This window comes from Pseudomonas sp. EL_65y_Pfl2_R96 (genome assembly GCF_963970905.1).
In the GTDB taxonomy this organism is placed as follows: domain Bacteria; phylum Pseudomonadota; class Gammaproteobacteria; order Pseudomonadales; family Pseudomonadaceae; genus Aquipseudomonas.
The window spans coordinates 172,580-198,317 of record NZ_CAXAQH010000003.1 but is presented as its reverse complement, the minus strand read 5'-3'; the positions used below and the strand labels follow the sequence as shown (position 1 = coordinate 198,317).

At 58.2% G+C, this 25,738-nt stretch carries 28 protein-coding genes; 16 read left to right on the top strand and 12 right to left on the bottom strand.

The features are described 5' to 3' along the window. Positions 1 to 20: 20 nt before the first annotated feature. From AACY49_RS05335 to AACY49_RS05325, 3 genes are all read right to left on the bottom strand, one after another. Complete coding sequence (locus tag AACY49_RS05335) at positions 21 to 314, bottom strand: co-chaperone GroES (protein WP_007898444.1); 294 nt, start codon at positions 312 to 314, stop codon at positions 21 to 23. Between the two features lie 247 nt (positions 315 to 561). Beyond that, complete coding sequence (locus AACY49_RS05330; RefSeq protein WP_258699327.1) at positions 562 to 1,038, bottom strand: FxsA family protein; 477 nt, start codon at positions 1,036 to 1,038, stop codon at positions 562 to 564. 66 nt (positions 1,039 to 1,104) lie between these two features. Next, the gene (locus tag AACY49_RS05325; RefSeq protein ID WP_339522137.1) at positions 1,105 to 1,836 is read right to left on the bottom strand and encodes a HugZ family pyridoxamine 5'-phosphate oxidase; all 732 of its coding nucleotides are present in this window, start codon (positions 1,834 to 1,836) and stop codon (positions 1,105 to 1,107) included. 165 nt (positions 1,837 to 2,001) lie between these two features. On the opposite strand from AACY49_RS05325, the gene AACY49_RS05320 reads away from it, so the two are divergent. Then, positions 2,002 to 2,760, top strand: a complete 759-nt coding sequence (locus tag AACY49_RS05320; protein ID WP_258699325.1) for an SDR family oxidoreductase — start codon at positions 2,002 to 2,004, stop codon at positions 2,758 to 2,760. Positions 2,761 to 2,890: 130 nt separating this feature from the next. Here AACY49_RS05320 and apbC read toward each other — a convergent pair whose 3' ends face one another. After that, positions 2,891 to 3,985 (bottom strand): iron-sulfur cluster carrier protein ApbC, encoded by a 1,095-nt coding sequence (apbC, locus tag AACY49_RS05315; protein WP_019581546.1) that lies wholly within the window; start codon positions 3,983 to 3,985, stop codon positions 2,891 to 2,893. Positions 3,986 to 4,353: 368 nt separating this feature from the next. On the opposite strand from apbC, the gene metG reads away from it, so the two are divergent. From metG to AACY49_RS05275, 8 genes are all read left to right on the top strand, one after another. Next, a complete protein-coding gene (metG, locus tag AACY49_RS05310; RefSeq protein ID WP_258699324.1) occupies positions 4,354 to 6,405 on the top strand; it encodes a methionine--tRNA ligase in 2,052 nt (683 codons plus the stop codon). A 129-nt stretch (positions 6,406 to 6,534) separates the two neighbouring features. Continuing rightward, positions 6,535 to 7,104, top strand: a complete 570-nt coding sequence (locus AACY49_RS05305) for an Rnf-Nqr domain containing protein (RefSeq protein WP_320393467.1) — start codon at positions 6,535 to 6,537, stop codon at positions 7,102 to 7,104. Continuing rightward, positions 7,101 to 8,108: an electron transport complex subunit RsxB gene (gene rsxB / locus AACY49_RS05300; RefSeq protein WP_339522132.1), complete on the top strand. Its 1,008-nt coding sequence runs from the start codon at positions 7,101 to 7,103 to the stop codon at positions 8,106 to 8,108. The genes AACY49_RS05305 and rsxB overlap by 4 nt, the downstream gene beginning before the upstream one ends. Continuing rightward, positions 8,095 to 9,087: an RnfABCDGE type electron transport complex subunit D gene (locus AACY49_RS05295; protein ID WP_320393465.1), complete on the top strand. Its 993-nt coding sequence runs from the start codon at positions 8,095 to 8,097 to the stop codon at positions 9,085 to 9,087. Before rsxB ends, AACY49_RS05295 begins: the two co-directional genes overlap by 14 nt. After that, positions 9,084 to 9,695 (top strand): RnfABCDGE type electron transport complex subunit G, encoded by a 612-nt coding sequence (locus AACY49_RS05290; RefSeq protein ID WP_339522130.1) that lies wholly within the window; start codon positions 9,084 to 9,086, stop codon positions 9,693 to 9,695. The genes AACY49_RS05295 and AACY49_RS05290 overlap by 4 nt, the downstream gene beginning before the upstream one ends. Next, entirely contained in the window at positions 9,688 to 10,305 is a 618-nt protein-coding gene (locus AACY49_RS05285; RefSeq protein WP_339522128.1) for an Rnf-Nqr domain containing protein, read from the top strand. Before AACY49_RS05290 ends, AACY49_RS05285 begins: the two co-directional genes overlap by 8 nt. Continuing rightward, positions 10,302 to 10,940 (top strand): endonuclease III, encoded by a 639-nt coding sequence (gene nth / locus AACY49_RS05280; RefSeq protein ID WP_258699318.1) that lies wholly within the window; start codon positions 10,302 to 10,304, stop codon positions 10,938 to 10,940. Before AACY49_RS05285 ends, nth begins: the two co-directional genes overlap by 4 nt. Positions 10,941 to 11,047: 107 nt before the next feature. Then, on the top strand, positions 11,048 to 11,227 hold the full coding sequence (locus AACY49_RS05275; RefSeq protein WP_007898493.1) for a PA3496 family putative envelope integrity protein: 180 nt from the start codon (positions 11,048 to 11,050) through the stop codon (positions 11,225 to 11,227). Positions 11,228 to 11,318: 91 nt separating this feature from the next. On the opposite strand, the gene AACY49_RS05270 is transcribed toward AACY49_RS05275, so the two are convergent. Then, positions 11,319 to 11,945, bottom strand: a complete 627-nt coding sequence (locus tag AACY49_RS05270; RefSeq protein WP_018926602.1) for a response regulator transcription factor — start codon at positions 11,943 to 11,945, stop codon at positions 11,319 to 11,321. 550 nt (positions 11,946 to 12,495) lie between these two features. Between AACY49_RS05270 and AACY49_RS05265 the strand changes: the two genes are divergently transcribed. Continuing rightward, positions 12,496 to 13,077 (top strand): hypothetical protein, encoded by a 582-nt coding sequence (locus AACY49_RS05265; RefSeq protein ID WP_320393461.1) that lies wholly within the window; start codon positions 12,496 to 12,498, stop codon positions 13,075 to 13,077. 174 nt (positions 13,078 to 13,251) lie between these two features. Here AACY49_RS05265 and AACY49_RS05260 read toward each other — a convergent pair whose 3' ends face one another. After that, positions 13,252 to 14,469 (bottom strand): argininosuccinate synthase, encoded by a 1,218-nt coding sequence (locus AACY49_RS05260; protein WP_007938916.1) that lies wholly within the window; start codon positions 14,467 to 14,469, stop codon positions 13,252 to 13,254. Positions 14,470 to 14,598: 129 nt separating this feature from the next. Further along, complete coding sequence (locus AACY49_RS05255; protein WP_258699314.1) at positions 14,599 to 15,507, bottom strand: flagellar protein MotY; 909 nt, start codon at positions 15,505 to 15,507, stop codon at positions 14,599 to 14,601. A 157-nt stretch (positions 15,508 to 15,664) separates the two neighbouring features. Here AACY49_RS05255 and pyrC point away from each other — a divergent pair, with 157 nt between their 5' ends. After that, entirely contained in the window at positions 15,665 to 16,711 is a 1,047-nt protein-coding gene (pyrC, locus tag AACY49_RS05250; RefSeq protein WP_205887390.1) for a dihydroorotase, read from the top strand. Then, positions 16,708 to 17,385 (top strand): ribonuclease T, encoded by a 678-nt coding sequence (gene rnt, locus AACY49_RS05245; protein WP_007898509.1) that lies wholly within the window; start codon positions 16,708 to 16,710, stop codon positions 17,383 to 17,385. Before pyrC ends, rnt begins: the two co-directional genes overlap by 4 nt. Positions 17,386 to 17,581: 196 nt before the next feature. Here rnt and AACY49_RS05240 read toward each other — a convergent pair whose 3' ends face one another. Then, a complete protein-coding gene (locus AACY49_RS05240) occupies positions 17,582 to 18,184 on the bottom strand; it encodes a peroxiredoxin (RefSeq protein ID WP_253416557.1) in 603 nt (200 codons plus the stop codon). A gap of 314 nt (positions 18,185 to 18,498) precedes the next feature. On the opposite strand from AACY49_RS05240, the gene AACY49_RS05235 reads away from it, so the two are divergent. Then, the gene (locus AACY49_RS05235) at positions 18,499 to 18,717 is read left to right on the top strand and encodes a bacterioferritin-associated ferredoxin (protein ID WP_258699312.1); all 219 of its coding nucleotides are present in this window, start codon (positions 18,499 to 18,501) and stop codon (positions 18,715 to 18,717) included. A 200-nt stretch (positions 18,718 to 18,917) separates the two neighbouring features. Continuing rightward, on the top strand, positions 18,918 to 19,391 hold the full coding sequence (gene bfr, locus AACY49_RS05230; RefSeq protein ID WP_007898512.1) for a bacterioferritin: 474 nt from the start codon (positions 18,918 to 18,920) through the stop codon (positions 19,389 to 19,391). Between the two features lie 197 nt (positions 19,392 to 19,588). On the opposite strand, the gene grxD is transcribed toward bfr, so the two are convergent. The 3 genes from grxD to AACY49_RS05215 all read right to left on the bottom strand — a co-directional run bounded on the left by grxD (position 19,589) and on the right by AACY49_RS05215 (position 22,561). Then, positions 19,589 to 19,930, bottom strand: a complete 342-nt coding sequence (gene grxD / locus AACY49_RS05225; protein ID WP_258699311.1) for a Grx4 family monothiol glutaredoxin — start codon at positions 19,928 to 19,930, stop codon at positions 19,589 to 19,591. A gap of 97 nt (positions 19,931 to 20,027) precedes the next feature. Continuing rightward, positions 20,028 to 22,136, bottom strand: coding sequence for a molybdopterin oxidoreductase family protein (locus AACY49_RS05220; protein WP_339522107.1), 2,109 nt, complete (start codon positions 22,134 to 22,136; stop codon positions 20,028 to 20,030). A 134-nt stretch (positions 22,137 to 22,270) separates the two neighbouring features. Beyond that, positions 22,271 to 22,561, bottom strand: a complete 291-nt coding sequence (locus AACY49_RS05215; protein WP_258616910.1) for a hypothetical protein — start codon at positions 22,559 to 22,561, stop codon at positions 22,271 to 22,273. Between the two features lie 405 nt (positions 22,562 to 22,966). On the opposite strand from AACY49_RS05215, the gene argF reads away from it, so the two are divergent. Both argF and AACY49_RS05205 read left to right on the top strand, forming a co-directional pair. Then, positions 22,967 to 23,887 (top strand): ornithine carbamoyltransferase, encoded by a 921-nt coding sequence (gene argF, locus AACY49_RS05210; RefSeq protein WP_258699309.1) that lies wholly within the window; start codon positions 22,967 to 22,969, stop codon positions 23,885 to 23,887. Further along, complete coding sequence (locus AACY49_RS05205) at positions 23,884 to 24,993, top strand: ABC transporter ATP-binding protein (RefSeq protein ID WP_258699308.1); 1,110 nt, start codon at positions 23,884 to 23,886, stop codon at positions 24,991 to 24,993. Before argF ends, AACY49_RS05205 begins: the two co-directional genes overlap by 4 nt. A 125-nt stretch (positions 24,994 to 25,118) precedes the next feature. Here AACY49_RS05205 and ybaK read toward each other — a convergent pair whose 3' ends face one another. Continuing rightward, positions 25,119 to 25,589: a Cys-tRNA(Pro) deacylase gene (gene ybaK / locus AACY49_RS05200; RefSeq protein WP_339522101.1), complete on the bottom strand. Its 471-nt coding sequence runs from the start codon at positions 25,587 to 25,589 to the stop codon at positions 25,119 to 25,121. Between the last annotated feature and the right edge of the window lie 149 nt (positions 25,590 to 25,738).

Here is a 25,738-nt window from a genome sequence, read left to right as displayed (position 1 = left end):
GCGGGAAAATGAGCGGGGAATCAGCCTTCGATTACTGCGAGGATTTCGCTCTCGCCAATGACCAGCAGGTCTTCGCCGTCGACTTTCACAGTGTTGCTGCCGGAGTAAGGGCCGAACACAACCTTGTCACCCACTTTCACGGCCAGCGCACGCACTTCACCGTTGTCCAGTGCTTTGCCTGGGCCTACGGCGAGGACTTCACCCTGGTTTGGCTTTTCAGCAGCCGAACCTGGCAGGACGATACCGCCAGCGGTTTTCTTTTCTTCTTCGCTGCGACGGACGACGACGCGGTCATGCAGAGGACGAAGCTTCATTGTCGATCTCTCCTAATTGTGGTTTTCATCGGCCGGTGTAGTCCCGGCGGGTTTAACAAATCCGGCGGTGCCGGGTGCGGTTCGTCAAGCGAACCGCGGAAGTCTGTCTGGCGTAATCGCCAGCAACCTTGCGGTGACCGTTACATAAGGGCGCATGAGCTTATTTCAAGGGCAGTGAACGAATATTTTTTACCTCGATGCCCTGAAAACGAACACGGCACCCGAAGGTGCCGTGTCGATGGAAGCGTTACTTGGAGTCGCGGTGTTCGAACTCGCCTTCGATCACGTTGGGCTCACGGCCCAGCGGCTGGCGTGGAGCAGGACCGCCCCGTGGCTGAAGGTCATCGGCGAACGCGCGCTGACGCATCGCTTGTTCCTCGGCGCGCTGGCGCATTTTGTTGGCCAGCAGTCGACGAGAAATCGGCAGCAACATGATCAGACCCAGCACGTCGGTGACGAAGCCCGGCAGGATCAACAGACCGCCAGCCAGGGCCAGCATCAGACCTTCCAGCATGGTCTGGGCCGGCAACTCGCCGCGGCTCAGACTTTCACGGGCGCGTAGCGCAGTAGCCAAACCGGCGATACGCAGCACGAACATGCCGAGCATCGAGCCGAGAATGATCAGCAGCAGGGCCGGGAAAAACCCGATAGCCCCGCTGACCTTGACGAATACGAACAGCTCCAACACCGAGAACAGTACAAAGAGCAACAAAAAAGGGCGCATCAAATGGTTCCTCAACGCAAGAATGCCTTGCCAGTGTTCCTTAGATGACGTCGCCGTTTCGTGAATTCAAGCATCGGCCACTTCATTTTTCGGCCAATGCTCGGCGTGAGCCAGGAAAACCAAGGCTTCCCGGACTTGTGTCGGCGTATTACAGGGCGCTTGGAACGGTAGCCAGTAAAGTCCCTGACCGATGCGCAAGTGCATGCCTTCGGTGTCGATGCCGGCCAATTGCGCCGGAGCGGTTTTCGGCAGGCCTGCCAGCTCGACATAGTGGGCGATGGCTTTGGCGTGATCGGCATTCATGTGCTCGACCATGCTCGTTTCGGCCTTGCCAACGAATGGGTTGGCGAGGGTCAGCTGATCGACCCAGTGAATTGCGCCGAAGCCACCGATGTAGCGGTGACGTACCGGTTTAAGCACCCAGAAATCGAAATCGTGGGCCTTGTGATAGTTCTGCGAATCCGGGAAGTAGCGGTAGTAACGCTCGGCGGCCGCTTCGATGGCTGCCGCGTCTTCGAGCTTTTCCGCTTCCGCCAGGTAAGTCAGGCGACCAACGGCTTGTACGTCTTCGGCCTCGCGTTCACCCACCAGCAGCGAGCATTTCGGATCCTTCAGCAGGTTGTGAGTGTGCTGAGCGATGCGGCTGATAAGGATCAGCGGCCGGCCCTGTTCGTCCAGACAGTACGGAACCACGGAGCCAAACGGGAAACCGGGCATCGCCTTGGAGTGCGTCGAGAGCACTCCACGGTATTCCTTGAGAAGCAATTCTCGGGCATGCTTAGCCACTACAACGCTCAATTTATGACTCCTTATATAGATTCCGTCGAAAAAACGGACAGGCGTCTGGGTGAAAGTTCCAGTACGCCACAGGGGCAGTTCTCATGTGCAGCCAGGCCACATCAGGCTCAGATCGAGAGGCCCTCTAGAAGGAGAAACACTCCGATCGGCTATGGGGCTATGCGAATGCAACTCACTGACAAAGTAATCATTATCACCGGCGGTTGCCAGGGTTTAGGCCGTTCCATGGCCGAGTATCTTGCAGGTCGTGGCGCCAAGCTGGCCCTGGTGGACCTGAACCAGGAAAAACTCGACGCCGCCGTCGCGGCTTGCAAAGCCAAGGGTGTCGAGGCCCGTGCCTACCTGTGCAACGTCGCCGATGAAGAGCAAGTGACCCACATGGTCGCCCAGGTGGCCGACGACTTCGGTGCGATCCATGGCCTGATCAACAACGCCGGCATTCTGCGCGATGGCCTGTTGCTGAAGGTCAAGGACGGCGAAATGACCAAGATGAGCCTGGCCCAATGGCAGGCGGTGATCGACGTCAATCTGACCGGCGTGTTCCTGTGCACCCGCGAAGTCGCGGCAAAAATGGTCGAGCTGAACAACAGCGGCGCGATCATCAATATCTCGTCGATTTCGCGCGCCGGCAACGTCGGCCAGACCAACTACTCCGCCGCCAAGGCCGGTGTTGCCGCGGCGACCGTGACCTGGGCCAAGGAACTGGCGCGCTACGGCATTCGCGTGGCGGGCATTGCGCCGGGCTTCATCGAAACTGAAATGACCCTGAGCATGAAGCCGGAAGCGCTGGAAAAAATGACCTCCGGGATTCCGCTCAAGCGCATGGGCAAACCCGAAGAAATCGCCCAGTCGGCGGCCTACATTTTCGAGAACGACTACTACACCGGTCGGATTCTGGAGTTGGATGGCGGGTTGCGGATCTAGGGTCAACACAAAACAAATGTGGGAGCGAGCCTGCTCGCGATGAGGGCATAACACTCACCATTGATGGTGACTGTTACATCGCTATCGCGAGCAGGCTCGCTCCCACATTGGATCGCATTTCTTCAGCGAATCAGTCGTCGCTGACGGTAATGTTCGGCATCGCCGGCGTTGCCGCTTCCTGCAACACAATCCGTGCGCCGACATGGCGGGCCAGTTCCTGGTAAACCATCGCAATCTGGCTGTCAGGCTCGGCGATCACCGTTGGCTTGCCGCCATCAGCCTGTTCACGGATCAGCATCGACAGCGGCAACGAAGCCAACAGTTCGACACCGTACTGATTGGCCAGCTTCACACCACCGCCCTCACCGAACAGATGCTCGGCATGCCCGCAGTTGGAGCAGATGTGCACGGCCATGTTCTCGACCACGCCCAGCACCGGGATGTTGACCTTGCGGAACATCTCCACCCCCTTGCGCGCGTCCAGCAATGCCAGATCCTGCGGCGTGGTCACGATCACCGCACCGGCCACCGGGACTTTCTGCGCCAGGGTCAGCTGGATGTCGCCGGTGCCTGGTGGCATGTCGATGACCAGGTAATCCAGGTCGCCCCAGGCCGTTTGCGTGACCAGCTGCAACAACGCGCCGGAAACCATCGGCCCGCGCCAGACCATCGGCGTGTTGTCGTCGGTCAGGAAGGCCATGGACATCACCTCGACGCCATGGGACTCGATCGGAATGAACCATTTCTGATCCTTGACCTGAGGACGGGTGCCTTCCGGGATGCCGAACATGATGCCCTGGCTCGGACCGTAGATGTCCGCGTCGAGAATCCCGACCTTGGCACCTTCACGAGCCAGCGCCAGGGCCAGGTTGGCCGCCGTGGTGGATTTACCCACACCGCCCTTGCCAGACGCCACGGCCACGACGTTTTTGACGTTGGCCAGCCCTGGAATCTGCGCCTGGGCCTTGTGCGCGGCGATCACGCTGGTGATCTCGACACGGGCGGTGACCACGCCGTCCAGGCCTTCGATGGCCAGTTGCAGCAACTGCGCCCAGCCACTCTTGAACAGACCGGCGGCGTAACCGAGCTCCAGCTGAACGCTGACGCGATCACCCTGAATATCGATGCTGCGCACGCACCCGGCGCTGACCGGGTCCTGGTTCAGGTAAGGGTCGGTGTATTGACGAAGGACGGCTTCCACCGCTGCGCGATTGACGGCGCTCATGGGCAACTCCGATAGCAAGACTGGAAAATCAGGCGGGTATCCTAACCGTTCTACATCATAGACGGCATGCCCCACGATGATTTGTGGCAAACACATCCCTGTGGCGAGGGAGCTTGCTCCCGCTCGACTGCACAGCAGTCGTAATCACGTTGACGCGATCCTTCTGTCGGAACCGGGTTGCTGGGGTTGGGGCGGCTTCGCCACCCAGCGGGAGCAGGCTCCCTCGCCACAAAAGCCCTCTTGCACCCAGCAAACTCATCACCACCTTTTTTCAGGGTCGATGCATCCGGAAACAGGCCCGAAGGGTGAAAAATATGCGCCGGCGCTTTATAGTGGCCGACCTCCGTTTCATCAAGTAGCCGAGCCCCATGTCCGAGCCACGCAAGATCCTCGTCACCAGCGCCCTGCCCTATGCCAATGGTTCGATCCACCTCGGCCATATGCTGGAGTACATCCAGACCGATATGTGGGTGCGCTTCCAGAAGCATCGCGGTAATCAATGCATTTATGTCTGCGCCGACGACGCTCACGGTTCGGCCATCATGCTGCGTGCGGAAAAGGAAGGCATCACCCCGGAACAACTGATCGCCAACGTCCAGGCTGAACACAGCGCCGACTTTGCCGAGTTCCTGGTGGACTTCGACAACTTCCACTCCACTCACGCCGAAGAAAACCGTGAGCTGTCGAGCCAGATCTACCTGAAGCTGCGCGACGCCGGGCACATCGCCACGCGTTCGATCACTCAGTACTTCGACCCGGAAAAGAAAATGTTCCTGGCCGACCGCTTCATCAAGGGCACCTGCCCGAAATGCGGCACCGAAGACCAGTACGGTGACAACTGCGAAAAATGCGGCGCAACCTATGCACCGACCGACCTCAAAGATCCGAAGTCGGCGATTTCCGGTGCCACGCCGGTGCTCAAGGATTCCCAGCACTTCTTCTTCAAACTGCCAGACTTCCAGGAAATGCTGCAAACCTGGACCCGCAGCGGCACGTTGCAAGAAGCCGTGGCCAACAAGATCGCCGAATGGCTGGATGCCGGCCTGCAACAGTGGGATATCTCCCGCGACGCGCCGTACTTCGGCTTCGAGATTCCCGACGAGCCGGGTAAATACTTCTATGTGTGGCTGGACGCGCCGATCGGCTACATGGCCAGTTTCAAGAACCTCTGCGCCCGCCGTCCGGACCTGGACTTCGACGCGTTCTGGGGCAAGGATTCCACCGCCGAGCTGTACCATTTCATCGGCAAGGACATCGTCAACTTCCACGCCCTGTTCTGGCCAGCGATGCTCGAAGGCGCGGGTTTCCGTAAACCGACCGGCATCAACGTACACGGCTACCTGACCGTCAACGGCCAGAAGATGTCCAAGTCCCGCGGCACATTCGTCAAGGCCCGGACTTACCTGGATCACCTGTCGCCGGAATACCTGCGCTACTACTACGCCGCCAAGCTGAGCCGTGGCGTCGACGACCTGGACCTGAACCTCGAAGACTTCGTGCAGAAGGTCAACTCCGACCTGGTCGGCAAAGTCGTCAACATCGCCAGCCGTTGCGCCGGATTCATCCATAAAGGCAACGCCGGTGTACTGGTAGCCGGCAACGCCGCGCCGGAACTGACCGATGCCTTCCTGGCCGCAGCGCCAAGCATTGCCGAAGCCTATGAAGCTCGCGACTTCGCACGTGCCATGCGCGAAATCATGGGCCTGGCCGACCGCGCCAACGCCTGGATCGCCGACAAGGCGCCGTGGTCGCTGAACAAACAGGAAGGCAAGCAGGATGAAGTCCAGGCCATTTGCGCCTTGGGCATCAACCTGTTCCGCCAACTGGTGATTTTCCTCAAACCGGTGCTGCCGCTGCTGGCCGCCGATGCCGAGGCGTTCCTGAATGTCGCCCCGCTGACCTGGAACGACCACGCCACCTTACTCAGCAATCATCAGCTGAACGAGTTCAAACCGCTGATGACCCGCATCGACCCGGTAAAAGTGCAAGCCATGACCGACGCCTCGAAAGAAGACCTGACCGCCAGCGCAACCGACACCGGCGAAGCTGCACCCGCCGGCAACGGCGAACTGGCCAAGGATCCGTTGTCGCCAGAGATCGAGTTCGACACCTTTGCCGCTGTAGACCTGCGCGTTGCGCTGATCGTCAAGGCCGAAGCCGTGGAAGGTGCCGACAAGCTGCTGCGCCTGACCCTGGACATCGGTGACGAGCAACGCAACGTGTTCTCCGGCATCAAGAGCGCCTACCCGGACCCGTCCAAGCTCAATGGTCGCCTGACGATGATGATCGCCAACCTCAAGCCCCGCAAAATGAAATTCGGGATCTCCGAAGGCATGGTGATGGCGGCCGGCCCCGGCGGTGAAGAAATCTACCTGCTGAGCCCCGACAGCGGCGCCAAGCCGGGTCAACGCATCAAGTAAAGCTCCGCGGTAAACCGATCCCACAGTCGTGCCCGGCGCGACTGTGGGATTTTCATGTCTGGCCCACCCTCCCTCCTTGCCGGATAATGCCTAACCTTGTTAGACAGGCCTCCTTTTGCCGGCACGATCATGACCGAACTGCTTCTTACGCTTGTCAGCGCTGCCCTGATCAACAACCTCGTGTTGCACTGGCCGCTGGGCGTCGATCCGGTGCTGGGCAGCGAGCGGCCACAGGTCCACGCGCTGGGCATCGCGACGACGTGCCTGATGCTGATCGTCGGCATACTTGGCTATGCGCTCTACCACTGGTTACTGGTGCCGTTGGGGCTGACGTCGCTGCGTCTGTTCGTGTTCCTGCCGTTGAGCGTTCTGCTGATTGGTCCGCTGCTGAAGCTGCTTTCACGGTTATTGGCGAAACTTTCATTCGATGGCCTCTGGCCCCTGCTGCTGGGGAATGCCGGCGTGCTTGGGCTGACCTTGCTCAACGCTCAAGACGACAAGGGAATTTTCCAAGCCATAGCCCTGAGCCTCGGCGCCGGGCTGGGTTTCTGGCTGGTGCTGAGTCTGTTCAGCGACTTGCGCCAGCGCACACTCGACAATGATATCCCCCTGCCCTTTCGCGGCCTGCCGATCGAGTTGATCGGCGCCGGATTGATCGCGGTGGTTTTTCTCGGATTCAGCGGGCTGATCAAAACATGAGTCTGATTCAACGCATCGACGCCCTCTTGCCGCAAACCCAATGTGGCAAGTGTGGCCATCCCGGATGCAAACCCTATGCTGAAGGCATCGCCAGCGGCGAGCCGATCAACAAGTGCCCACCGGGCGGCAGCGAAACCATTGCGGCCTTGGCCGATCTGCTGAAAGTGCCGGTGCTGGAGCTGGACACCAGTCGCGGCTCGGCACCGGCGCAAATCGCTTACATCCGCGAAGCCGAATGCATCGGCTGCACCAAGTGCATTCAGGCCTGCCCGGTCGACGCCATTGTCGGCGCGGCGAAATTCATGCACACCGTCATCGTCGACGAATGCACCGGTTGCGATCTCTGCGTGGCGCCCTGCCCGGTGGATTGCATCGAGATGCATCCGTTACCGCTGGCCACGGTGCTGCCGATTGTCGGCGGGCTGGCGTTCAGCCTGGAGGAACAACAGGCCCGGGCCGCCAAGCGCAACCGTGCGCGACGCCGTTTCGAACAGCGCAATGCCCGCTTGCATCGCGAAGAGGAACAGAAACTCGCCGAACGCCAGGCACGGGCCCAACGCGCCGTGCAGCACAGCGAAGTGACGCTCGACCCGGTTCAGGCTGCACTCGAACGCGTCCGCGCACAGAAGGCCGCCAATGCCGATGCGGCACTGAAAAAGGCCAAGGTCGATCTGGCGATGAGTCGGGCGCAGTTGAACAAGTCGCTCAAGGCTTTCGGGCATCCACCGACCTTCGAACAGCAATCGCAGCTGATCGTGCTGCAACAGCAGTTCGAAGCCGCCGAGCAGGCGCTGGCGCAACTGGAAAGCCATGCACCAGTGGTGTCTGCGCCACCTGTTCCGGCGAAAGATGCCGAACTGAAACGGGCGAAGATCCAGTTGGCCATGCGCCGCGCCGAACTCAAGAAGGCTCAAACAAACGAAGCGCCGGCCGAACAGATCGCCGCACTGGAACACGCGCTCAGCGAAGCCGAGCGTCAGGTGGATGCCTATGTCACGCCCTGAATCGGTGGACGAACGCCTTCAGCAAGCCATGAAGCTGGTATTGCTGGCCACCGTGCCGGGGATGCTGATGTTGTTTTGGCTGTACGGCTGGGGGGTGTTGATCAATCTGATTCTGGCGGCGGCCACCGCACTGGCCGTTGAAGCGGCGGTGTTGCAGCTGCGCAAGCAACCTGTAAAACCGACGCTGAGCGATGGCAGCGCCCTCGTCAGTGCAACGCTGCTGGCACTGGCCTTGCCGCCTTATTGCCCCTGGTGGCTGACGATCAGCGCCGCGGCATTCGGACTTTTTTTTGGCAAGCAACTGTACGGTGGCGTCGGCAGAAATCCGTTCAATCCGGCAATGCTTGGTTTCGCGCTGGTCCTGGTGACGTTTCCCCAGCAAATGACCCATTGGCCGTCGCCCCATGGCATGGACTTGCTTGGTGGTCTGCAACAGGTGTTCGGTTTCAGCCTCGGCCAGACGCCAGATGCATGGGCCCAGGCTACAGCGCTGGACAGCCTGCGGATCAACAAAAGCCTGACCATGGACGAACTCTTCGCTGGCAACCCGGCATTCGGCCATTTCGGCGGCCGAGGCGTGGAATGGGTCAACCTGGCCTTTCTGGCGGGCGGTGCGTTTCTACTGCAACGGCGGGTGTTCAGTTGGCATGCGCCGGTCGGCATGCTCTCCAGCCTGTTCATCATCAGCCTGTTGTGCTGGAACGGTACAGGCTCCGACTCTCATGGCTCGCCACTGTTTCATCTACTCACCGGCGCGAGCATGCTGGGTGCCTTCTTCATCGTGACGGAGCCGGTATCCGGTGCGAAAAGCCCCACTGCCCGATTACTCTTCGGCGTAGGCGTGGGATTGCTGACTTACCTGATTCGGACGTGGGGCGGTTATCCGGACGGGGTGGCGTTTGCGGTCTTGCTGATGAACCTCTGTGTACCGGCGCTGGAGCGGTTTGCCGCGTCCCGGCAGGAGCAGGTTACCCCATGAACCGAGCGACGAGCATTGTGAGCCTGGTATTGCTGGCAGGCCTGGGGATGGGCGCGACTTACTTCGTGCAGCACACCAGCGCCGCGCGTATTGCCGCCGAACAACGCCTGATCGACAGCCATCAGTTGCTGGATCTTCTAGCGCCCGGCAGCTATGACAATCAGCCTCTGGAACAGCCCCTCAGCCTCGAAAACACGCGCTTGGCCAACAGCACGCTGCTGGGCGGGTACCTGGCGTCCACGGCCGGCCAACCGAGTGCCGTATTGCTGCGAAGCCAGACACTGGGCTACGCCGGCTCCATCGACTTGCTGATCGCTATCGACATCAATGGCAAGTTAATGGGAGTCAAAACCCTCAAGCAATCGGAAACCCCGGGGCTGGGTGGCAAGCTCGCCGAGTGGCCCAATGCCTGGCTTCAGGTATTTACCGGCAAGTCTCTAACCGAACCCGGCGACAATGGTTGGGCCTTGAAAAAGGACCAAGGGCAATTCGATCAGATCGCAGGCGCAACCATCACCTCAAGAGCGGTGATCAATGCCACCCATGACGCGTTGCGCTACTTCGATGAACACCGGCTATCGCTGATCGGGAGCAGTGCCCATGAATAAGTCATCGCCCCTGCAGAACTCTCTGATGCTAACGCCGTTGATCGGCGTCACTGATTCATTGGTAACGGCCCTGGGCCTGTGGCTGATGTTTATCGTGGTGCTCAGTATTTATGGTGTGAGCATGGGCGCCCTGCGCTCGCGACTGATTCCGGCAACACACTTGCTGGCCTGCCTCCTGCTGGCTGCCACGCTGACCAGTTGCGCGGAACTCGCCACCCAAGCCTGGTCACTTCAATGGCACCAGCACCTGGGGTTGTATGCAGGATTGATCGCCTTGCAATGCGTCGTACTGGAACACAATGGTTTTTTCCAGAACACATGGCGCGATCGCCTGCGCCTGTGTGGCCTGTTCGGCGCCTTGATGGCTGGCCTGAGCCTGCTGCGCGAGCTCATCGGCAAAGGGACAATCGGTAGCCACCTGTCCTGGCTGGCCGGTGCTGCGCAACCGGACTGGCATGGTTGGGTGCTCACCGCCGACGGCGGTCTGCGCTTGGCCACACTGGCCCCCGGTGGGTTTATTCTGCTCGGACTGCTGATCGCCGCACGTCAGGCCTGGACCCGTCCGACGCCCTCACACTTGACCGCTTTCGAGGAAACGCATCGCCCATGAATGCCGCAAAACGTCTTGAAATTTTCCGCAGGTTTCACGAGGACAACCCGGAGCCGAAGACCGAACTGGCCTATTCCTCGCCGTTCGAACTGCTGATCGCCGTGATTCTCTCGGCGCAATCGACCGATGTCGGCGTCAACAAGGCCACCGCCAAACTGTTTCCGGTGGCCAATACGCCGGCGGCGATTCATGCCTTGGGGGTCGAAGGGCTGTCGGAGTACATCAAGACCATCGGCCTGTTCAACAGCAAAGCGAAAAACGTGATCGAAACCTGTCGCTTGCTGGTGGAACGGCATGGAGGTGAAGTACCGCAGACCCGCGAGGAGCTGGAAGCCCTGCCCGGCGTCGGCCGCAAGACCGCCAACGTGGTGCTCAATACCGCATTTCGTCAGCTGACCATGGCGGTAGACACCCACATTTTCCGGGTCAGCAACCGTACCGGCATTGCTCCAGGCAAGAATGTGGTCGAGGTGGAGAAGAAACTGATGAAGTTCGTGCCGAAAGAATACCTTCTCGACTCCCATCATTGGCTGATTCTCCATGGACGCTACGTTTGCCTGGCCCGCAAGCCTCGCTGTGGCAGCTGCCGGATCGAAGATCTATGCGAATACAAGCAAAAGACCTCCGACGATTGAGGCGCTATTAGTTTTTTTGATTAACCGATTGAAAAAATCTTTTTTACCCGCCGAGAGATTGTCGATATAAGGAGCGCCAAAGGCAGTCTTAGCCTGGAGTTAACCTTATGAGCACTGGCAAAGAGCAATTGGACGTAGAAGACGACTTCACCCCCGTTGAGGCCGATGACGCGGAACCGGTGGTGGAAGTGGCAAAGACCAACCTGAGCAAACGCCGCACCATCGACAATCTGCTGGAGGAGCGCCGACTGCAAAAGCAATTGGCCGATTACGATTTTGACCTATGACACCTAAAAGCCTCCCGAAACGGAGGCTTTTTACTAAGTGCCGATCCCCGATAAACGCCCGTTCATCATGCCTCGTCAAACCCTGGCACACTCATACCAGACCATTGCGTTGAGCCAGCTCAATGAGATCGACCAGTGAGCGAGCATTGAGTTTTAACAACAGACGGGTCTTGTAAGTACTAACCGTTTTATTGCTGAGGAACATTCCATCGGCGATTTCCTTGTTTGTCTTTCCTCGCGCCAATTGTTGCAGAACCATCATTTCCCGCCCAGACAGGCGATCCACCATATCGGCTTCACTGGCATTCCCAAGACTCGAACGCACAGTATGCAGCGCTTGATTAGGGAAGTAGCTGTAACCTGACAGTACCGCTTTTATCGCACTGAGCAATTCAGTGAGATCCTGTTGTTTGCAGACATATCCGGCGGCACCGGATTGCATGCAACGCATGGAAAAATGCCCTGGCGCCTGAGACGTCAATATCAATACTTTAAGAGGCATCGCCGCCGATGTCAGGCGCGCGATAACTTCCAGTCCATCCAGTTTTGGTATTCCGATATCCAGAATGACAATGTCCGGCATAAGTTCACGGGCAAGTTGCAATGCATCCACGCCATTGTCTGTTTCTGCAATGACTTCGTAGCCATGACGCTCCATTAGCATACGTACCGCAAGACGAATGACGGGGTGATCATCCACGATCAGCACTTTATTCATGGGCAAGTCCAATTTTCGCTGTTCGAATTTTTAGAGCCCGCACCATAGCCTAGTCGTTTCACCCATGGCATGCCGCCCCCCCTAGCCACTCGCACCGAGAGACATCACCTACAAACAACGCGGATTATTCCTACAAGAAATCATTGCACGCGATGAGCCAGAGACTTTATTGGCCGAACACTTGCTCAACGCCACGACAGTTTCTTTGTATCAATTCACAACAAAAAAAAACAAAAGAACAGGGTTCAATGCTGGTAATCCGACACACTTTGGATAATGAGCTACCCTTAAAAGCAACGGGCATTTCCCAGCCTCCCACAACTCAAGAAAAGTTCACACACAGCAACACTTCAACAGCAAAACAAAACAACATCACCTTAAAACAAATAAACAGTCATACCCAAACCAGAAACAATACAGCTACTATAACAACTTCAACCCCACAAAAAAGGAACTCAACACAACGAAAACACACTCACAAATTCGTTATCACCACTGAAACACCCCCATAAGTCAACAGAGAAAAGATAATACCTCATGAGCAGAAAACATGATAAAACTCAAAAAAAGAATCACCACCCCTATGACAATCATTGCGATATTTGCAGCACTGTCCGAAACATCAGCCGCTGTATCCCTTCCCTTCCTCGACAATAAGGAGAGAGAACTCTATGTCTGGTTTTTGATCAGCTTTCCCTTTTATTTGCTTTTTCTTTTCTTCGCCACACTCAACTTCAATTATCGATCGCTTTACGCGCCCTCCGATTTCGAGAAGGAAAAGCATTTTATAAAAGTCATGGATAACGCTGATCACTCGGGAAGCAGCACTTCCAGGGGACAGCCTGAAAGCTCGACCCAACACCATGTGCAGCTGCCTACCCCCCTAAAGGATCTGCACATCATTGACGCACGGTGGATCAACAAAAAAATGGCGTTCAGCGCCTTGATGGAGAGTATCCAGCACCCTCCGGATAATCCCGCACAAGTGATCGTATTTCTCACGTGCGCCGATTCGGAGATATTACTGAAGGAAAACGCGCTCAAACATTGGAAACAAATAAAGAAACGCAACAGCGCAGCGTTCTGTATTTCTTACAATTTGAGCTCACATGGCGTAACGATTATGGGCTAGGGTTTGATCTGTCGCGCAGCAGAAGACAGCCCTTGAAGTGAGATCAAAGGCAGGAAGCAGAAGGAACGGTTGGAAGAAACAAGAAGAAAGCGAAACGTAATATGCAGCAACCCCTTTTCAGAATTGTGGCCTTGTCATCGACAAGGCCACAAATCCATTACCGCATCAAAGGTCTCAGAACAGCTTCCGGCCCTTGTTCGCCGCGATACGCATGCGCAAGGCGTTGAGCTTGATGAAGCCCGCCGCATCGGCCTGGTTGTAGGCGCCGCCATCTTCCTCGAAGGTCGCGATGTTGGCGTCGAACAACGACTCGTCGGACTTACGGCCGGTGACGATCACATTGCCCTTGTACAGTTTCAGGCGCACAACGCCGTTCACATGAGCCTGGGAAGCGTCGATCATCTGTTGCAGCATCAGACGCTCAGGGCTCCACCAGTAACCGGTGTAGATCAGGCTGGCGTATTTCGGCATCAGCTCGTCTTTGAGGTGAGCCACTTCGCGGTCCAGGGTGATCGATTCGATCGCACGGTGAGCGCGCAGCATGATGGTGCCGCCAGGCGTCTCGTAGCAGCCACGGGACTTCATGCCGACGTAGCGGTTTTCGACGATGTCCAGACGGCCAATACCGTGTTCGCCGCCGATACGGTTCAAGGTCGCCAGAACGGTGGCCGGAGTCATTTCGACGCCGTCCAGTGCCACGATGTCGCCGTTGCGGTAGGTCAGTTCCAGATATTGCGGCTTGTCAGGAGCGTTCTCCGGAGAGACGGTCCAGCGCCACATGTCTTCTTCGTGCTCGGTCCAGGTGTCTTCCAGCACGCCGCCTTCATAGGAGATGTGCAGCAGGTTGGCATCCATCGAGTACGGGGATTTTTTCTTGCCGTGACGCTCGATCGGGATCGCGTGCTTCTCGGCGTAATCCATCAGCTTTTCACGGGACAGCAAGTCCCATTCGCGCCACGGAGCGATCACTTTCACGCCCGGCTTCAAGGCATAGGCGCCCAGTTCGAAACGAACCTGATCGTTGCCCTTGCCGGTCGCGCCGTGGGAAATGGCGTCAGCGCCGGTTTCGTTGGCGATTTCGATCAGGCGTTTGGCGATCAACGGACGAGCGATGGAAGTACCCAGCAGGTACTCACCTTCGTAAACGGTGTTGGCGCGAAACATCGGGAACACGAAATCGCGCACGAACTCTTCGCGCAGATCGTCGATGTAGATTTCTTTTACGCCCATGGCCTGTGCCTTGGCGCGGGCCGGCTCGACCTCTTCGCCCTGACCCAGGTCAGCGGTGAAGGTCACTACTTCACAGTTATAAGTATCCTGCAGCCACTTGAGGATCACCGAAGTGTCCAGGCCGCCGGAATACGCCAGAACGACCTTGTTTACGTCCGCCATGCCATCACTCCACGGGGTTCTACGGAAAGCTGTCAAGTCTACCGCTCATGCAGGATAATTTACAGAGGCGCGACAGCTTATGACGACGAAGCGACAGATTATGTCGAGCGAGCGACGATTTCAGCCGGTTCAGGAGGTTGTAGCGCCGCTCGCGGTGGCAGTGGCTTGAGGCGCCGGTTTCTCGGTCGGGGCTACCCGTTCGAGACGTACGGCAACCCGGCGGTTCTTCGCCCGATTGGCAGCGTTGTTGTTCGGCGCCAGCGGATAGCGCTCACCGTGAAAACGCAGTGTGATCTGCGATTCCTGAATACCATTGGCCTTGAAGAAATCCATCACCGCCAGCGCCCTGCGTCGTGACAGTTCACGGTTGATCAGGCGGTTACCGCTGTTGTCGGAATGGCCGTCAAGCTCAATGTGGTTGACCGTTGGATCGGCTTTCATGAATTCCAGCATGACCTGCAACTGGGCCTTGGCCCTGGCATCGAGATCGACGCCTTCACCCGTAAACCCGACCTCGGATTGCTTCACCTGCTCGAAATTCTGCGGCAGCAACTTGGCCACGCACCCCTGATAGTCGCCGTAGGCCTTGCCGAATTTGACCGGCAGCAGTCGGACTTCAGACACCCGACCGTCGCCCGAGGAGTGTCGAACGACCGGGCTGCGACCATCCATCAACCCGCTGATCAGGCGCCCGGCCTGAGCTTGCGAGCTGTTGAACAGCACGTTGCCACTGCCGATTCTCACCGAGCCCAGATTGATGTCGCCACGCCCCGGCTGCCATGGCGCAGCGGCCGCCAGCAGGGTTGCGGAACCCCCTCCGATCATCGAGTTGTAGGCCTTAAGACGAAATGTTGCCTGCTCGCCAGCGCGACGCACGAACTCACCCGAACCGAAATCGGTGATCGGTTGAGTCAGACGGCATTCGAACTTGTCACCTTCGACCGTCCACTCAATGCTCTCCAGACGAGTCTGGAAAGTGAGCGCCATTGCAGGAAGGCTGGCAAACACACTGAGCAAGGCTAAATAACGCTGGCGCACGGGAGGCTCCACTGGCTTCTACAACGAAAAGACCGACACACAGGTTTAGGGCATACCTGTTGGGTATCGGATGCTTGTCGTAAAACTTGATAGCGAGTGCCTGGAAGAGTCTTTTCCGGTAGCATTCCCCTGAGTTTGACCCGCCTGGAATCCCCTCATGTCCGACCGCCTGACCCTGCTGCGTCCCGACGACTGGCACATTCATCTTCGCGATGGTGCTGTGTTGACCAATACCGTCGCGGATGTCGCGCGCACCTTTGGTCGCGCCATCATCATGCCCAACCTGGTACCTCCGGTGCGCAACGCTGCTGAAGCCGATGGCTATCGCCAGCGGATTCTCGCCGCACGTCCGGCCGGCAGCCGCTTCGAACCGTTGATGGTTCTGTACCTGACCGACCGCACCCAGCCTGAAGAAATTCGTGAGGCCAAGGCCAGCGGTTTCATTCACGCCGCCAAGCTGTACCCGGCCGGCGCGACCACCAACTCGGATTCTGGCGTCACCAGCATCGACAAGATTTTCCCTGCACTCGAGGCCATGGCCGAAGTCGGGATGCCCTTGCTGGTTCACGGTGAAGTCACCCGCGGCGATGTCGACGTTTTCGATCGCGAAAAAATCTTCATCGATGAGCATATGCGGCGGGTAGTCGAGCGTTTTCCGACCCTCAAAGTGGTGTTCGAACACATCACCACCGCTGACGCCGTGCAGTTCGTCAACGCGGCTTCGGCCAACGTCGGCGCGACCATCACCGCGCACCACCTGCTGTACAACCGTAACCACATGCTGGTGGGCGGGATTCGGCCGCACTTCTATTGCCTGCCGATCCTCAAGCGTAATACCCACCAGGAAGCCCTGCTCGACGCCGCCACCAGTGGCAGCGACAAGTTCTTCCTCGGCACCGATTCGGCGCCCCATGCCCAGCACGCCAAAGAAGCGGCGTGCGGTTGTGCCGGCTGCTACACCGCTTATGCCGCGATCGAGATGTATGCCGAAGCCTTCGAACAGCGTAATGCGCTGGACAAGCTCGAAGCCTTCGCCAGCCTCAATGGCCCGCGTTTCTACGGCCTGCCGGCGAACACCGATCGCATCACCCTGGTCCGCGACGAGTGGACCGCCCCAACCAGCCTGCCATTTGGCGAGCTGACCGTAATCCCGCTGCGCGCCGGTGAAAAACTGCGCTGGCGCTTGCTGGAGGAACACGCGTGAGTGAAGACCATTTCGATGACGAACAGGACGGTAATGGCGGCGGGGGCGGTTCCCGTCATCCAATGGCAGCCAGGTTCCGGGGTTACCTGCCGGTAGTCGTCGACGTAGAAACCGGTGGCTTCAACTCGGCCACCGACGCCCTGCTGGAAATCGCCGCCACCGTGATTGGCATGGATGAAAAAGGCTTTGTGTACCCTGAGCACACCTACTTCTTCCGGGTCGAGCCTTTCGAAGGTGCGAACATCGAAGCGGCAGCCCTGGAGTTCACCGGAATCAAGCTCGACCACCCGCTACGCATGGCGGTAAGTGAAGAAGCGGCCCTGACCGATATCTTTCGCGGTGTGCGCAAGGCCCTGAAGGCCAACGGTTGCAAACGGGCGATTCTGGTCGGGCACAACAGCAGCTTCGACCTGGGCTTCCTCAACGCCGCTGTCGCGCGCCTGGACATGAAACGCAACCCGTTTCACCCGTTCTCCAGCTTCGACACCGCGACCCTCGCCGGTCTGGCCTACGGTCAAACCGTATTGGCCAAGGCCTGCCAGGCAGCGGACATCGACTTCGACGGACGTGAGGCACATTCGGCTCGCTACGACACCGAGAAGACGGCTGACCTGTTCTGCGGCATCGTCAATCGCTGGAAACAAATGGGTGGCTGGGAAGACTACAACGACTGATCCGCCACCAATCTGTGGCGAGGGAGCTTGCTCCCGCTGGGCAGCGAAGCGGCCCCACTCTCTTCCTGAAAGAATGGGACTGCTGTGCAGTCCAGCGGGAGCAAGCTCCCTCGCCACAGGTGAACAGCATGGGTTTATCCCGCCCATAAAAAAACCGGCCTCTCTGAGGCCGGTTTTTTATTGCCGGACGCCTGGCTTACAGCGCAGCAGCATTCTCGGTCAGGTAAGCCGCAACGCCTTCTGGCGAAGCGTTCATGCCTTTGTCGCCTTTTTTCCAGTTGGCAGGGCAAACTTCGCCGTGCTCTTCGTGGAATTGCAGAGCGTCGACCAGACGGATCAGCTCTTCCATGTTACGGCCCAGTGGCAGGTCGTTGATGATCTGCGAGCGGACAACGCCTTTGTCATCGATCAGGAACGCGCCACGGAAAGCCACGCCGCCTTCGGACTCAACGTCGTAGGCCTTGGCGATTTCGTGCTTCATGTCGGCAGCCATGGTGTAACGAACCTGGCCGATGCCGCCATTGTTCACCGGGGTGTTGCGCCATGCGTTGTGGGTGAAGTGAGAGTCGATCGAAACGGCGACCACTTCAACGTTGCGTGCCTTGAAGTCAGCCATGCGGTTGTCCAGAGCGATCAGCTCGGACGGGCAAACGAAGGTGAAGTCCAGTGGGTAGAAGAACACCAGGCCGTATTTGCCTTTGATGGCCGAGGACAGGGTGTAGCTGTCTACGATTTCGCCATTGCCGAGTACGGCCGGTACGGTGAAGTCAGGGGCTTGTTTGCCTACGAGTACGCTCATTGGATATCTCCTGGTGTAATAACGTTGAAGAACAGGGTTCATGCCAGCCTGTCACCCTCAAGCGACAGCCCTGTGACACGAACCTCCTTCGCAAAAGGCCGACCATCATACACCGCGTTTTTCGCCTGTCCTTAGCGGTTTTTTTCAGACGGGCAAAATGGCCGCCGCTATATTTTCTTCACAGGCGCGAGAGCAAACCGTTCGTCAGTCACAGGCCCTTATGACGAAAAGCCTTCAGAAACCACTTTGACAATCATTCTCGTTAACATTAAGATCCATCGCAATTGAGTCACAACCAGCGACGGTTCTCACTTATGTATGTCTGCCTCTGCACTGGCGTCACCGACGGTCAAATCCGCGATGCAATCTATGAAGGTTGCTGCAGCTACAAGGAAGTCCGTCAGGCTACCGGCGTAGCCAGCCAATGCGGTAAATGCGCCTGCCTTGCCAAGGAAGTGGTCCGTGAAACACTGGGCAAACTGCAAACGGCCCAGGCAGCGATCGCCTACCCCGTAGAATTTACCGCTGCATAACTACCGTATTTCAAAGAACCGGACTTGATGTCCGGTTTTTTTATGTCTGAAAATCAATCGCTTAGGCCCTAGACGCGGAACACAAACATTCTTATTCCGATTAATTTTCATTTAAGTTTCAATAACTTAGGTTTGACACTGTTAATTACGCAGCTCAGACTCTGCCTTATATACAGCGAATACAGGGCAGGACTCCCATCATGAAAGGCGACGTTACAGTCATCCAGCATCTCAACAAAATCCTTGCCAATGAGCTGGTCGCGATCAATCAGTACTTCCTGCATGCGCGCATGTATGAAGATTGGGGCCTGAACAAGCTCGGCAAGCACGAGTACCACGAATCCATCGATGAGATGAAGCACGCTGACAAGCTGATCAAGCGCATCCTGTTCCTTGAAGGCCTGCCGAATGTCCAGGACCTGGGCAAGCTGCACATCGGCGAACACACCAAGGAAATGCTTGAGTGTGACCTGAAGATCGAACGCGACGGCCATGCCGATCTGAAAGTCGCTATCGCTCATTGCGAAACCGTCGGCGACTTCGGCAGCCGTGAACTGCTCGAAGACATTCTCGAATCCGAAGAAGAACATATCGACTGGCTGGAAACCCAGCTGGGCCTGATCGATAAAGTCGGTCTTGAGAACTATCTGCAATCGCAGATGGGCGAAGAGTAAGTTAGCACCCGCTAACCTCGAGACAATAAAAAGCCCCGCTCTCTTTTAAAGAGGCGGGGCTTTTTAATGACCGAATTTCAGGCTCACCCTGGAACAAGTGAGGGAGCGAGCTTGCTCGCGAAAGCGGTAGGTCAGTCAACCAATCTGTTGAATGTTGTACCGTCTTCGCGAGCAAGCCCGCTCCCTCACTCAGCGAATCAGGCGTCGGTCTTGTTGGCAGCAGCAGCTTCAACAGCGGCTTTGATCGTCGCTTGCAACGAACCGTCAGCAGACATTTCAGTCATGATGTCGCTACCACCGACCAGCTCACCACCGACCCACAGTTGCGGGAAGGTTGGCCAGTTGGCGTACTTTGGCAGGTTGGCGCGGATTTCCGGGTTCTGCAGGATGTCCACATAGGCAAACTTTTCGCCACAGGCCATTACAGCCTGAGCGGCTTTCGCGGAGAACCCACACTGTGGGGCATTCGGCGAGCCTTTCATGTAAAGCAGAATGGTGTTGTTGGCAATCTGCTCTTTAATCGTTTCGATGATATCCATGGAGCACCTCGGCTGAACTTTCCGACTCAGTGGTCGGCACGGTGGCGCATTGTAACGGAAACCCGAGCGCCATGCTCGGCCTCCCCGACAGTCATGTTCATGCCGCCGCCACGGTCACCGGCACGCCGTTCAGCGCCGCGTTGCCCGACAACTCATCGAGTTGACATTCGTCAGTCAGGTCATTGGCGCTGGAACCTGGCTGGCCACTGGCAATCGTCATCTGCACGCCCGGCCGCGCATGACCCCAACCGTGAGGCAGGCTGACCACACCTTTCATCATATCCAGGCTGGCGACCACTTCAACCTCGATCACGCCAACCCGCGAACTGACGCGCACCCGCTGCCCATCGCTGAGCCCCCGGCTGGCGAGGTCGTCCGGGTTCATCAGCAGTTGATGGCGCGGTTTGCCCTTCACCAGACGGTGATAGTTGTGCATCCATGAATTGTTACTACGCACATGACGGCGACCGATCATCAGCAGCTCATCGGCGGCCGGTGCTTGTAGCGCCGCGAAGCGCGCCAGATCGACGAGGATCTCGACAGGCGCTGCCTGGACTCGTTGATTGGCGGTTTTCAGGCGTGGCGTCAGGTTGGGTTTGAGCGCGCCGAGATCGATACCGTGAGGGTGATCGAACAAGGTCGCCAGTGACAGCTTGTGTTCCGAAGCGTCGCCATACAGCCCCATCCGCAGCCCCCGATCGATCATCTGCGCCGGCGCGATGGTCGGTTTCAGCTCCTTGCCGGTCTTGGTCGCAAAGGCTTTGGCCAGCCCCACGAAGACTTCCCAGTCATGCAGCGCGCCTTCAGGCTTGGCCAGGATTGCCCGGTTGAAACGAGTGACGTTGCGCACCGCGAACATGTTGAAGGTGGTGTCGTAATGATCGTTTTCCAGCGCCGACGTCGACGGCAGGATCAGGTCGGCATAACGCGTGGTTTCATTGATGTACAGATCGACGCTGACCATGAACTCCAGTCCGTCCAGCGCCTGCTCGAGCTGTCGGCCATTGGGCGTGGACAGCACCGGATTACCCGCAACGGTGATCAGTGCGCGGACCTGCCCTTCCCCTTCGGTGAGCATCTCTTCGGCCAGTGCCGACACCGGTAACTCGCCACCGTATTCAGGACGCCCGGACACGCGGCTTTGCCACAGATTGAAATGACCGCCCGAAGTAGACGCTACCAGGTCCACCGCAGGCTCGGTGCATAACGCACCGCCCACCCGATCGAGGTTGCCGGTGACCAGATTGATCAGTTGCACCAGCCAATGACACAGGGTGCCGAAAGCCTGGGTCGAAACGCCCATGCGACCGTAGCAGACCGCAGTCGGAGCTGCCGCGAAGTTCCGCGCCAGTTGACGAATCTGTTCGGCGGGCACTGCGCACAACGGGCTCATGGCTTCGGCAGTGAAGGTGACGATGGCCTGACGCATCTCATCCAGACCATCGACCGGCAAATGACTGTCGCAGGTCAGGCCTTCGGCAAACAACGTATTAAGCAGCCCGAACAACAGCGCCGCATCGCCACCGGGGCGCACGAACAGATGCTGATCGGCAATCGCCGCCGTTTCGCTGCGACGCGGATCGACCACCACCACTTTGCCGCCCCGGGCCTGAATCGCCTTGAGGCGCTTCTCTACATCCGGCACGGTCATGATGCTGCCGTTGGACGCCAGTGGATTGCCGCCCAGGATCAGCATGAAATCGGTGTGATCGATGTCCGGGATCGGCAACAGCAAGCCGTGGCCGTACATCAAATGACTGGTCAAGTGATGGGGTAACTGATCGACCGACGTCGCTGAAAACCGGTTACGGGTTTTCAGCAGACCGAGAAAATAATTGCTGTGGGTCATCAGCCCGTAATTGTGCACGCTGGGATTGCCCTGATAGACCGCCACCGCATTTTGCCCGTGACGTGCCTGAATCGCCGCCAGGCGTTCGGCTACAAGGGCGAAGGCGTCTTCCCACTCAATGGGCTGCCATTCGCCACCCACACGCCGCATCGGCTGCCGCAGGCGATCCGGGTCGTTCTGTATGTCTTGCAGCGCGACCGCTTTGGGGCAGATATGCCCACGGCTGAAGGCGTCCTGAGGATCCCCCTTGATCGAGGTAATCTGCACGCCGCTGCCTTCGACCTCGGTGGTTTCGATGGTCAGACCGCAGATGGCTTCACACAGGTGGCACGCACGGTGATGGAGAGTCTTGGTCATGGCCAGTCTCTGTTTTGTTCTGGGCGGGCAATATCGGCCGCGGGAACAAAACTATGGCGCGCGACTCGCCCCTTTGCCAGCGACGTTCGTCTTGTGAATCGGTGACTATCAGGCCAGCCGATGGCAGCAAGGGATCAGTTCGATGGCAGACTCGGCGGCGCCTGCAACTGGATCTCCTCGATGGTTTCGATCTGCTCGTGGGCAACATGCACGCCGGTGAGCTCGCCGATCAGTCGCCAATGCTCGTCGAGCCCGGCGCTGATGGTGGCCATGCGGTCGATCATGCGCCGGCCGGCCACCTTCGTGACTTCGTCTTCACTACGCAACAATTCGAAAGACATCGAGGTCATGGAAGCAGTGAGGTGGGTCAGGGAGCGTGCCGTAAGGCCAAGTAGCTCCATCAACAGCTGTTCTTTCGATTCCATTCCAAAGGCTTCCTGCGTCGCTCGTGCTTTAGTTATAACCCAGCACTTTGCTTTAGCAAATATTTCGGACAACACACATTGCCCGCCAGAGGCTCGAATGACAGGTCAAAAACCGACCGTCAACGCATCGCCCACGCCCCGTTTGATTGCCAAGCCCGACGGGGCCGGTGTACAAATGGTCAGCTACTGTCAGGAAACAGGCTTCAAAAGCGCTACTGCGGTCACCCCGTAGCCCCTCTGAAATCCCCCAACACCGTAGCCCATTGGAAAAACGCGACATTTAATGTCAATATCGCGCCTTCCCCTATTTCGTCGCCCCGTGCGGCTTACGCCGCAGGTCTCGCCCGTTTTTCAGTTAAACAAGGCTTTGAGTATCTGCGGTCTGTTGCAAAAAGGTAGTCAATGATGAGCGCAAGGCACTTTCTCTCCCTGATGGATTGCACGCCCGAAGAGCTGGTCAGCGTGATCCGTCGAGGCGTTGAGCTCAAGGACCTGCGTAACCGCGGCGTACTGTTCGAGCCGTTGAAGAACCGCGTCCTGGGGATGATTTTCGAGAAGTCCTCGACCCGCACCCGTATTTCGTTCGAAGCCGGCATGATCCAGCTCGGTGGTCAGGCGATCTTCCTGTCGCCGCGCGACACCCAACTGGGCCGTGGCGAGCCGATCGGCGACTGCGCCATCGTCATGTCGAGCATGCTCGATGCAGTGATGATCCGTACCTTTGCCCACAACACTCTGACCGAATTCGCTGCCAACTCCCGTGTGCCCGTCATCAACGGCCTGTCCGATGACCTCCACCCGTGCCAGTTGCTGGCCGACATGCAAACCTTCCTTGAGCATCGCGGTTCGATTCAAGGCAAGACCGTGGCCTGGATCGGCGACGGCAACAACATGTGCAACAGCTATATAGAAGCGGCGATTCAGTTCGACTTCCAGTTGCGCATCGCCTGCCCGGAAGGTTACGAACCCAATCCTGAATTCGTGGCCAAGGCCGGCGATCGGGTGACCATCGTCCGCGATCCGCAGGAAGCCGTGCGCGGCGCACACCTGGTGAGCACCGACGTCTGGACCTCCATGGGCCAGGAAGAGGAAACCGCCAAGCGCCTGAAGTTGTTCGCACCGTTCCAGGTCAACCGCGCCCTGCTCGACCTGGCCGCCCCGGACGTGCTGTTCATGCATTGCTTGCCAGCCCACCGTGGCGAGGAAATCAGCCTCGACTTGCTTGACGACCCACGCTCGGTGGCCTGGGATCAAGCCGAAAACCGTCTTCACGCACAAAAGGCCCTGCTCGAGTTCCTTGTCCCGCCGTCGTATCACCACGCATGAGCCAGCCATTACTGCTGAACCTGCGCAATCTCGCCTGCGGTTATCAAAACCAGCGGGTTGTGCAGAACCTCAACCTGCATTTGAATGCCGGCGATATCGGTTGCCTGCTGGGGTCTTCGGGCTGCGGCAAAACCACCACCCTGCGAGCGATTGCCGGTTTCGAACCGGTGCACGAAGGTGAAATCCAGCTGGCGGGCGAGACTATCTCCAGCGCTGGCTTCACCCTCGCTCCGGAGAAACGCCGCATCGGCATGGTGTTCCAGGATTACGCGCTGTTTCCGCATTTGAGCGTGGCCGAGAACATCGCTTTCGGGATCCGCAAGCATCCGCAAAAGGATCGCGTCACCGAAGAGTTGCTCGAACTGGTCAACCTGAAGAACCTCGGCAAGCGCTTCCCCCATGAGCTGTCCGGCGGCCAGCAGCAACGTGTCGCCCTGGCCCGCGCTCTGGCGCCGGAACCGCAACTGCTGTTGCTCGACGAACCGTTCTCCAACCTCGACGGCGAACTGCGACGCAAGCTCAGCCATGAAGTACGCGATATTCTCAAGGCGCGCGGCACCAGTGCGATTCTGGTGACCCACGATCAGGAAGAAGCCTTCGCGGTCAGTGACCATGTCGGTGTTTTCAAGGAAGGTCGCCTGGAGCAGTGGGACACCCCCTACAACCTCTATCACGAACCCCTGACGCCGTTTGTGGCCAGTTTCATTGGCCAGGGTTACTTCATTCGCGGCCAGTTGAGCAGCCCGGAGTCGGTACAGACCGAGTTGGGCGAACTGCGCGGCAATCGTGCCTACACCTGGCCGATCGGTGGCGCCGTAGACGTGCTGTTGCGGCCGGACGATATCGTCTACGCGCCGGCCAGCCCTCTGAAGGCGCAGATTATCGGCAAGAGTTTCCAGGGTGCATCGACCCTATACCGCCTGCAATTGCCGACAGGCGCGCAGTTGGAGTCGATCTTCCCGAGTCACGCCGATCATCTGGTCGGTGCTGAAGTTGGCATCCGGGTAGCGGCTGAACACCTGGTGCTGTTCCAGGCCTCCGGCAGCACGGCGGCGCAGATTCCAGCGGTCGAGTCCAGTGTCCGGCGCTACAGCCCCGCCAGCTGAACCACCGCTAAAAGATCGCCGCCTTCGGCAGCTCCTACAATGCAACGCGTACTCCTGTAGGAGCTGCCGAAGGCTGCGATCTTTTCGGCTCATCCCCACCAATCTTCCCCCTAGGGGCCTTCTGCTCAGGCGCGACCGATATCGGCGAACTTCGCCTGGGTGTGTTCAGCCAGCACAGCGGGCGCCAGCTCGACTTCCAGACCGCGCCGTCCGGCGCTGACGAAAATGCTGGAAAAAGGCTGAGCCGAATGATCGATAAAGGTACGCAGACGCTTCTTCTGCCCGAGCGGGCTGATGCCGCCTAACAGATACCCCGTCGAACGCTGTGCGGCAGCAGGATCGGCCATTTCGACTTTTTTCACGCCAGCGGCCTGCGCAAGTGCCTTCAAGTCAAGACTTCCGACGACCGGTACCACTGCCACCAACAACTCCCCCTTCTCGCTGGCCACCAGCAACGTCTTGAACACCTGCGCCGGGTCCAGGCCCAGTTTCTCCGCAGCCTCGAGACCATAGGACGCTGCCTTCGGATCATGTTCGTAGCTGTGCACGCGATGTTCGGCACGAACTTTTTTCAACAAATCCAATGCAGGGGTCATGGCAGCTCCGGGCCAGGCGGCAGAAGAAAAATACTGCGCCGGATTCTAGGTCATTGATCAACAAAAGGCTCTATTGCCGCGCCGTTTCAAAGGTTTGGCCGCACCTTCGACCACTCGTCCGCAGCCAGCCTGCCACGTGAACGATGCAA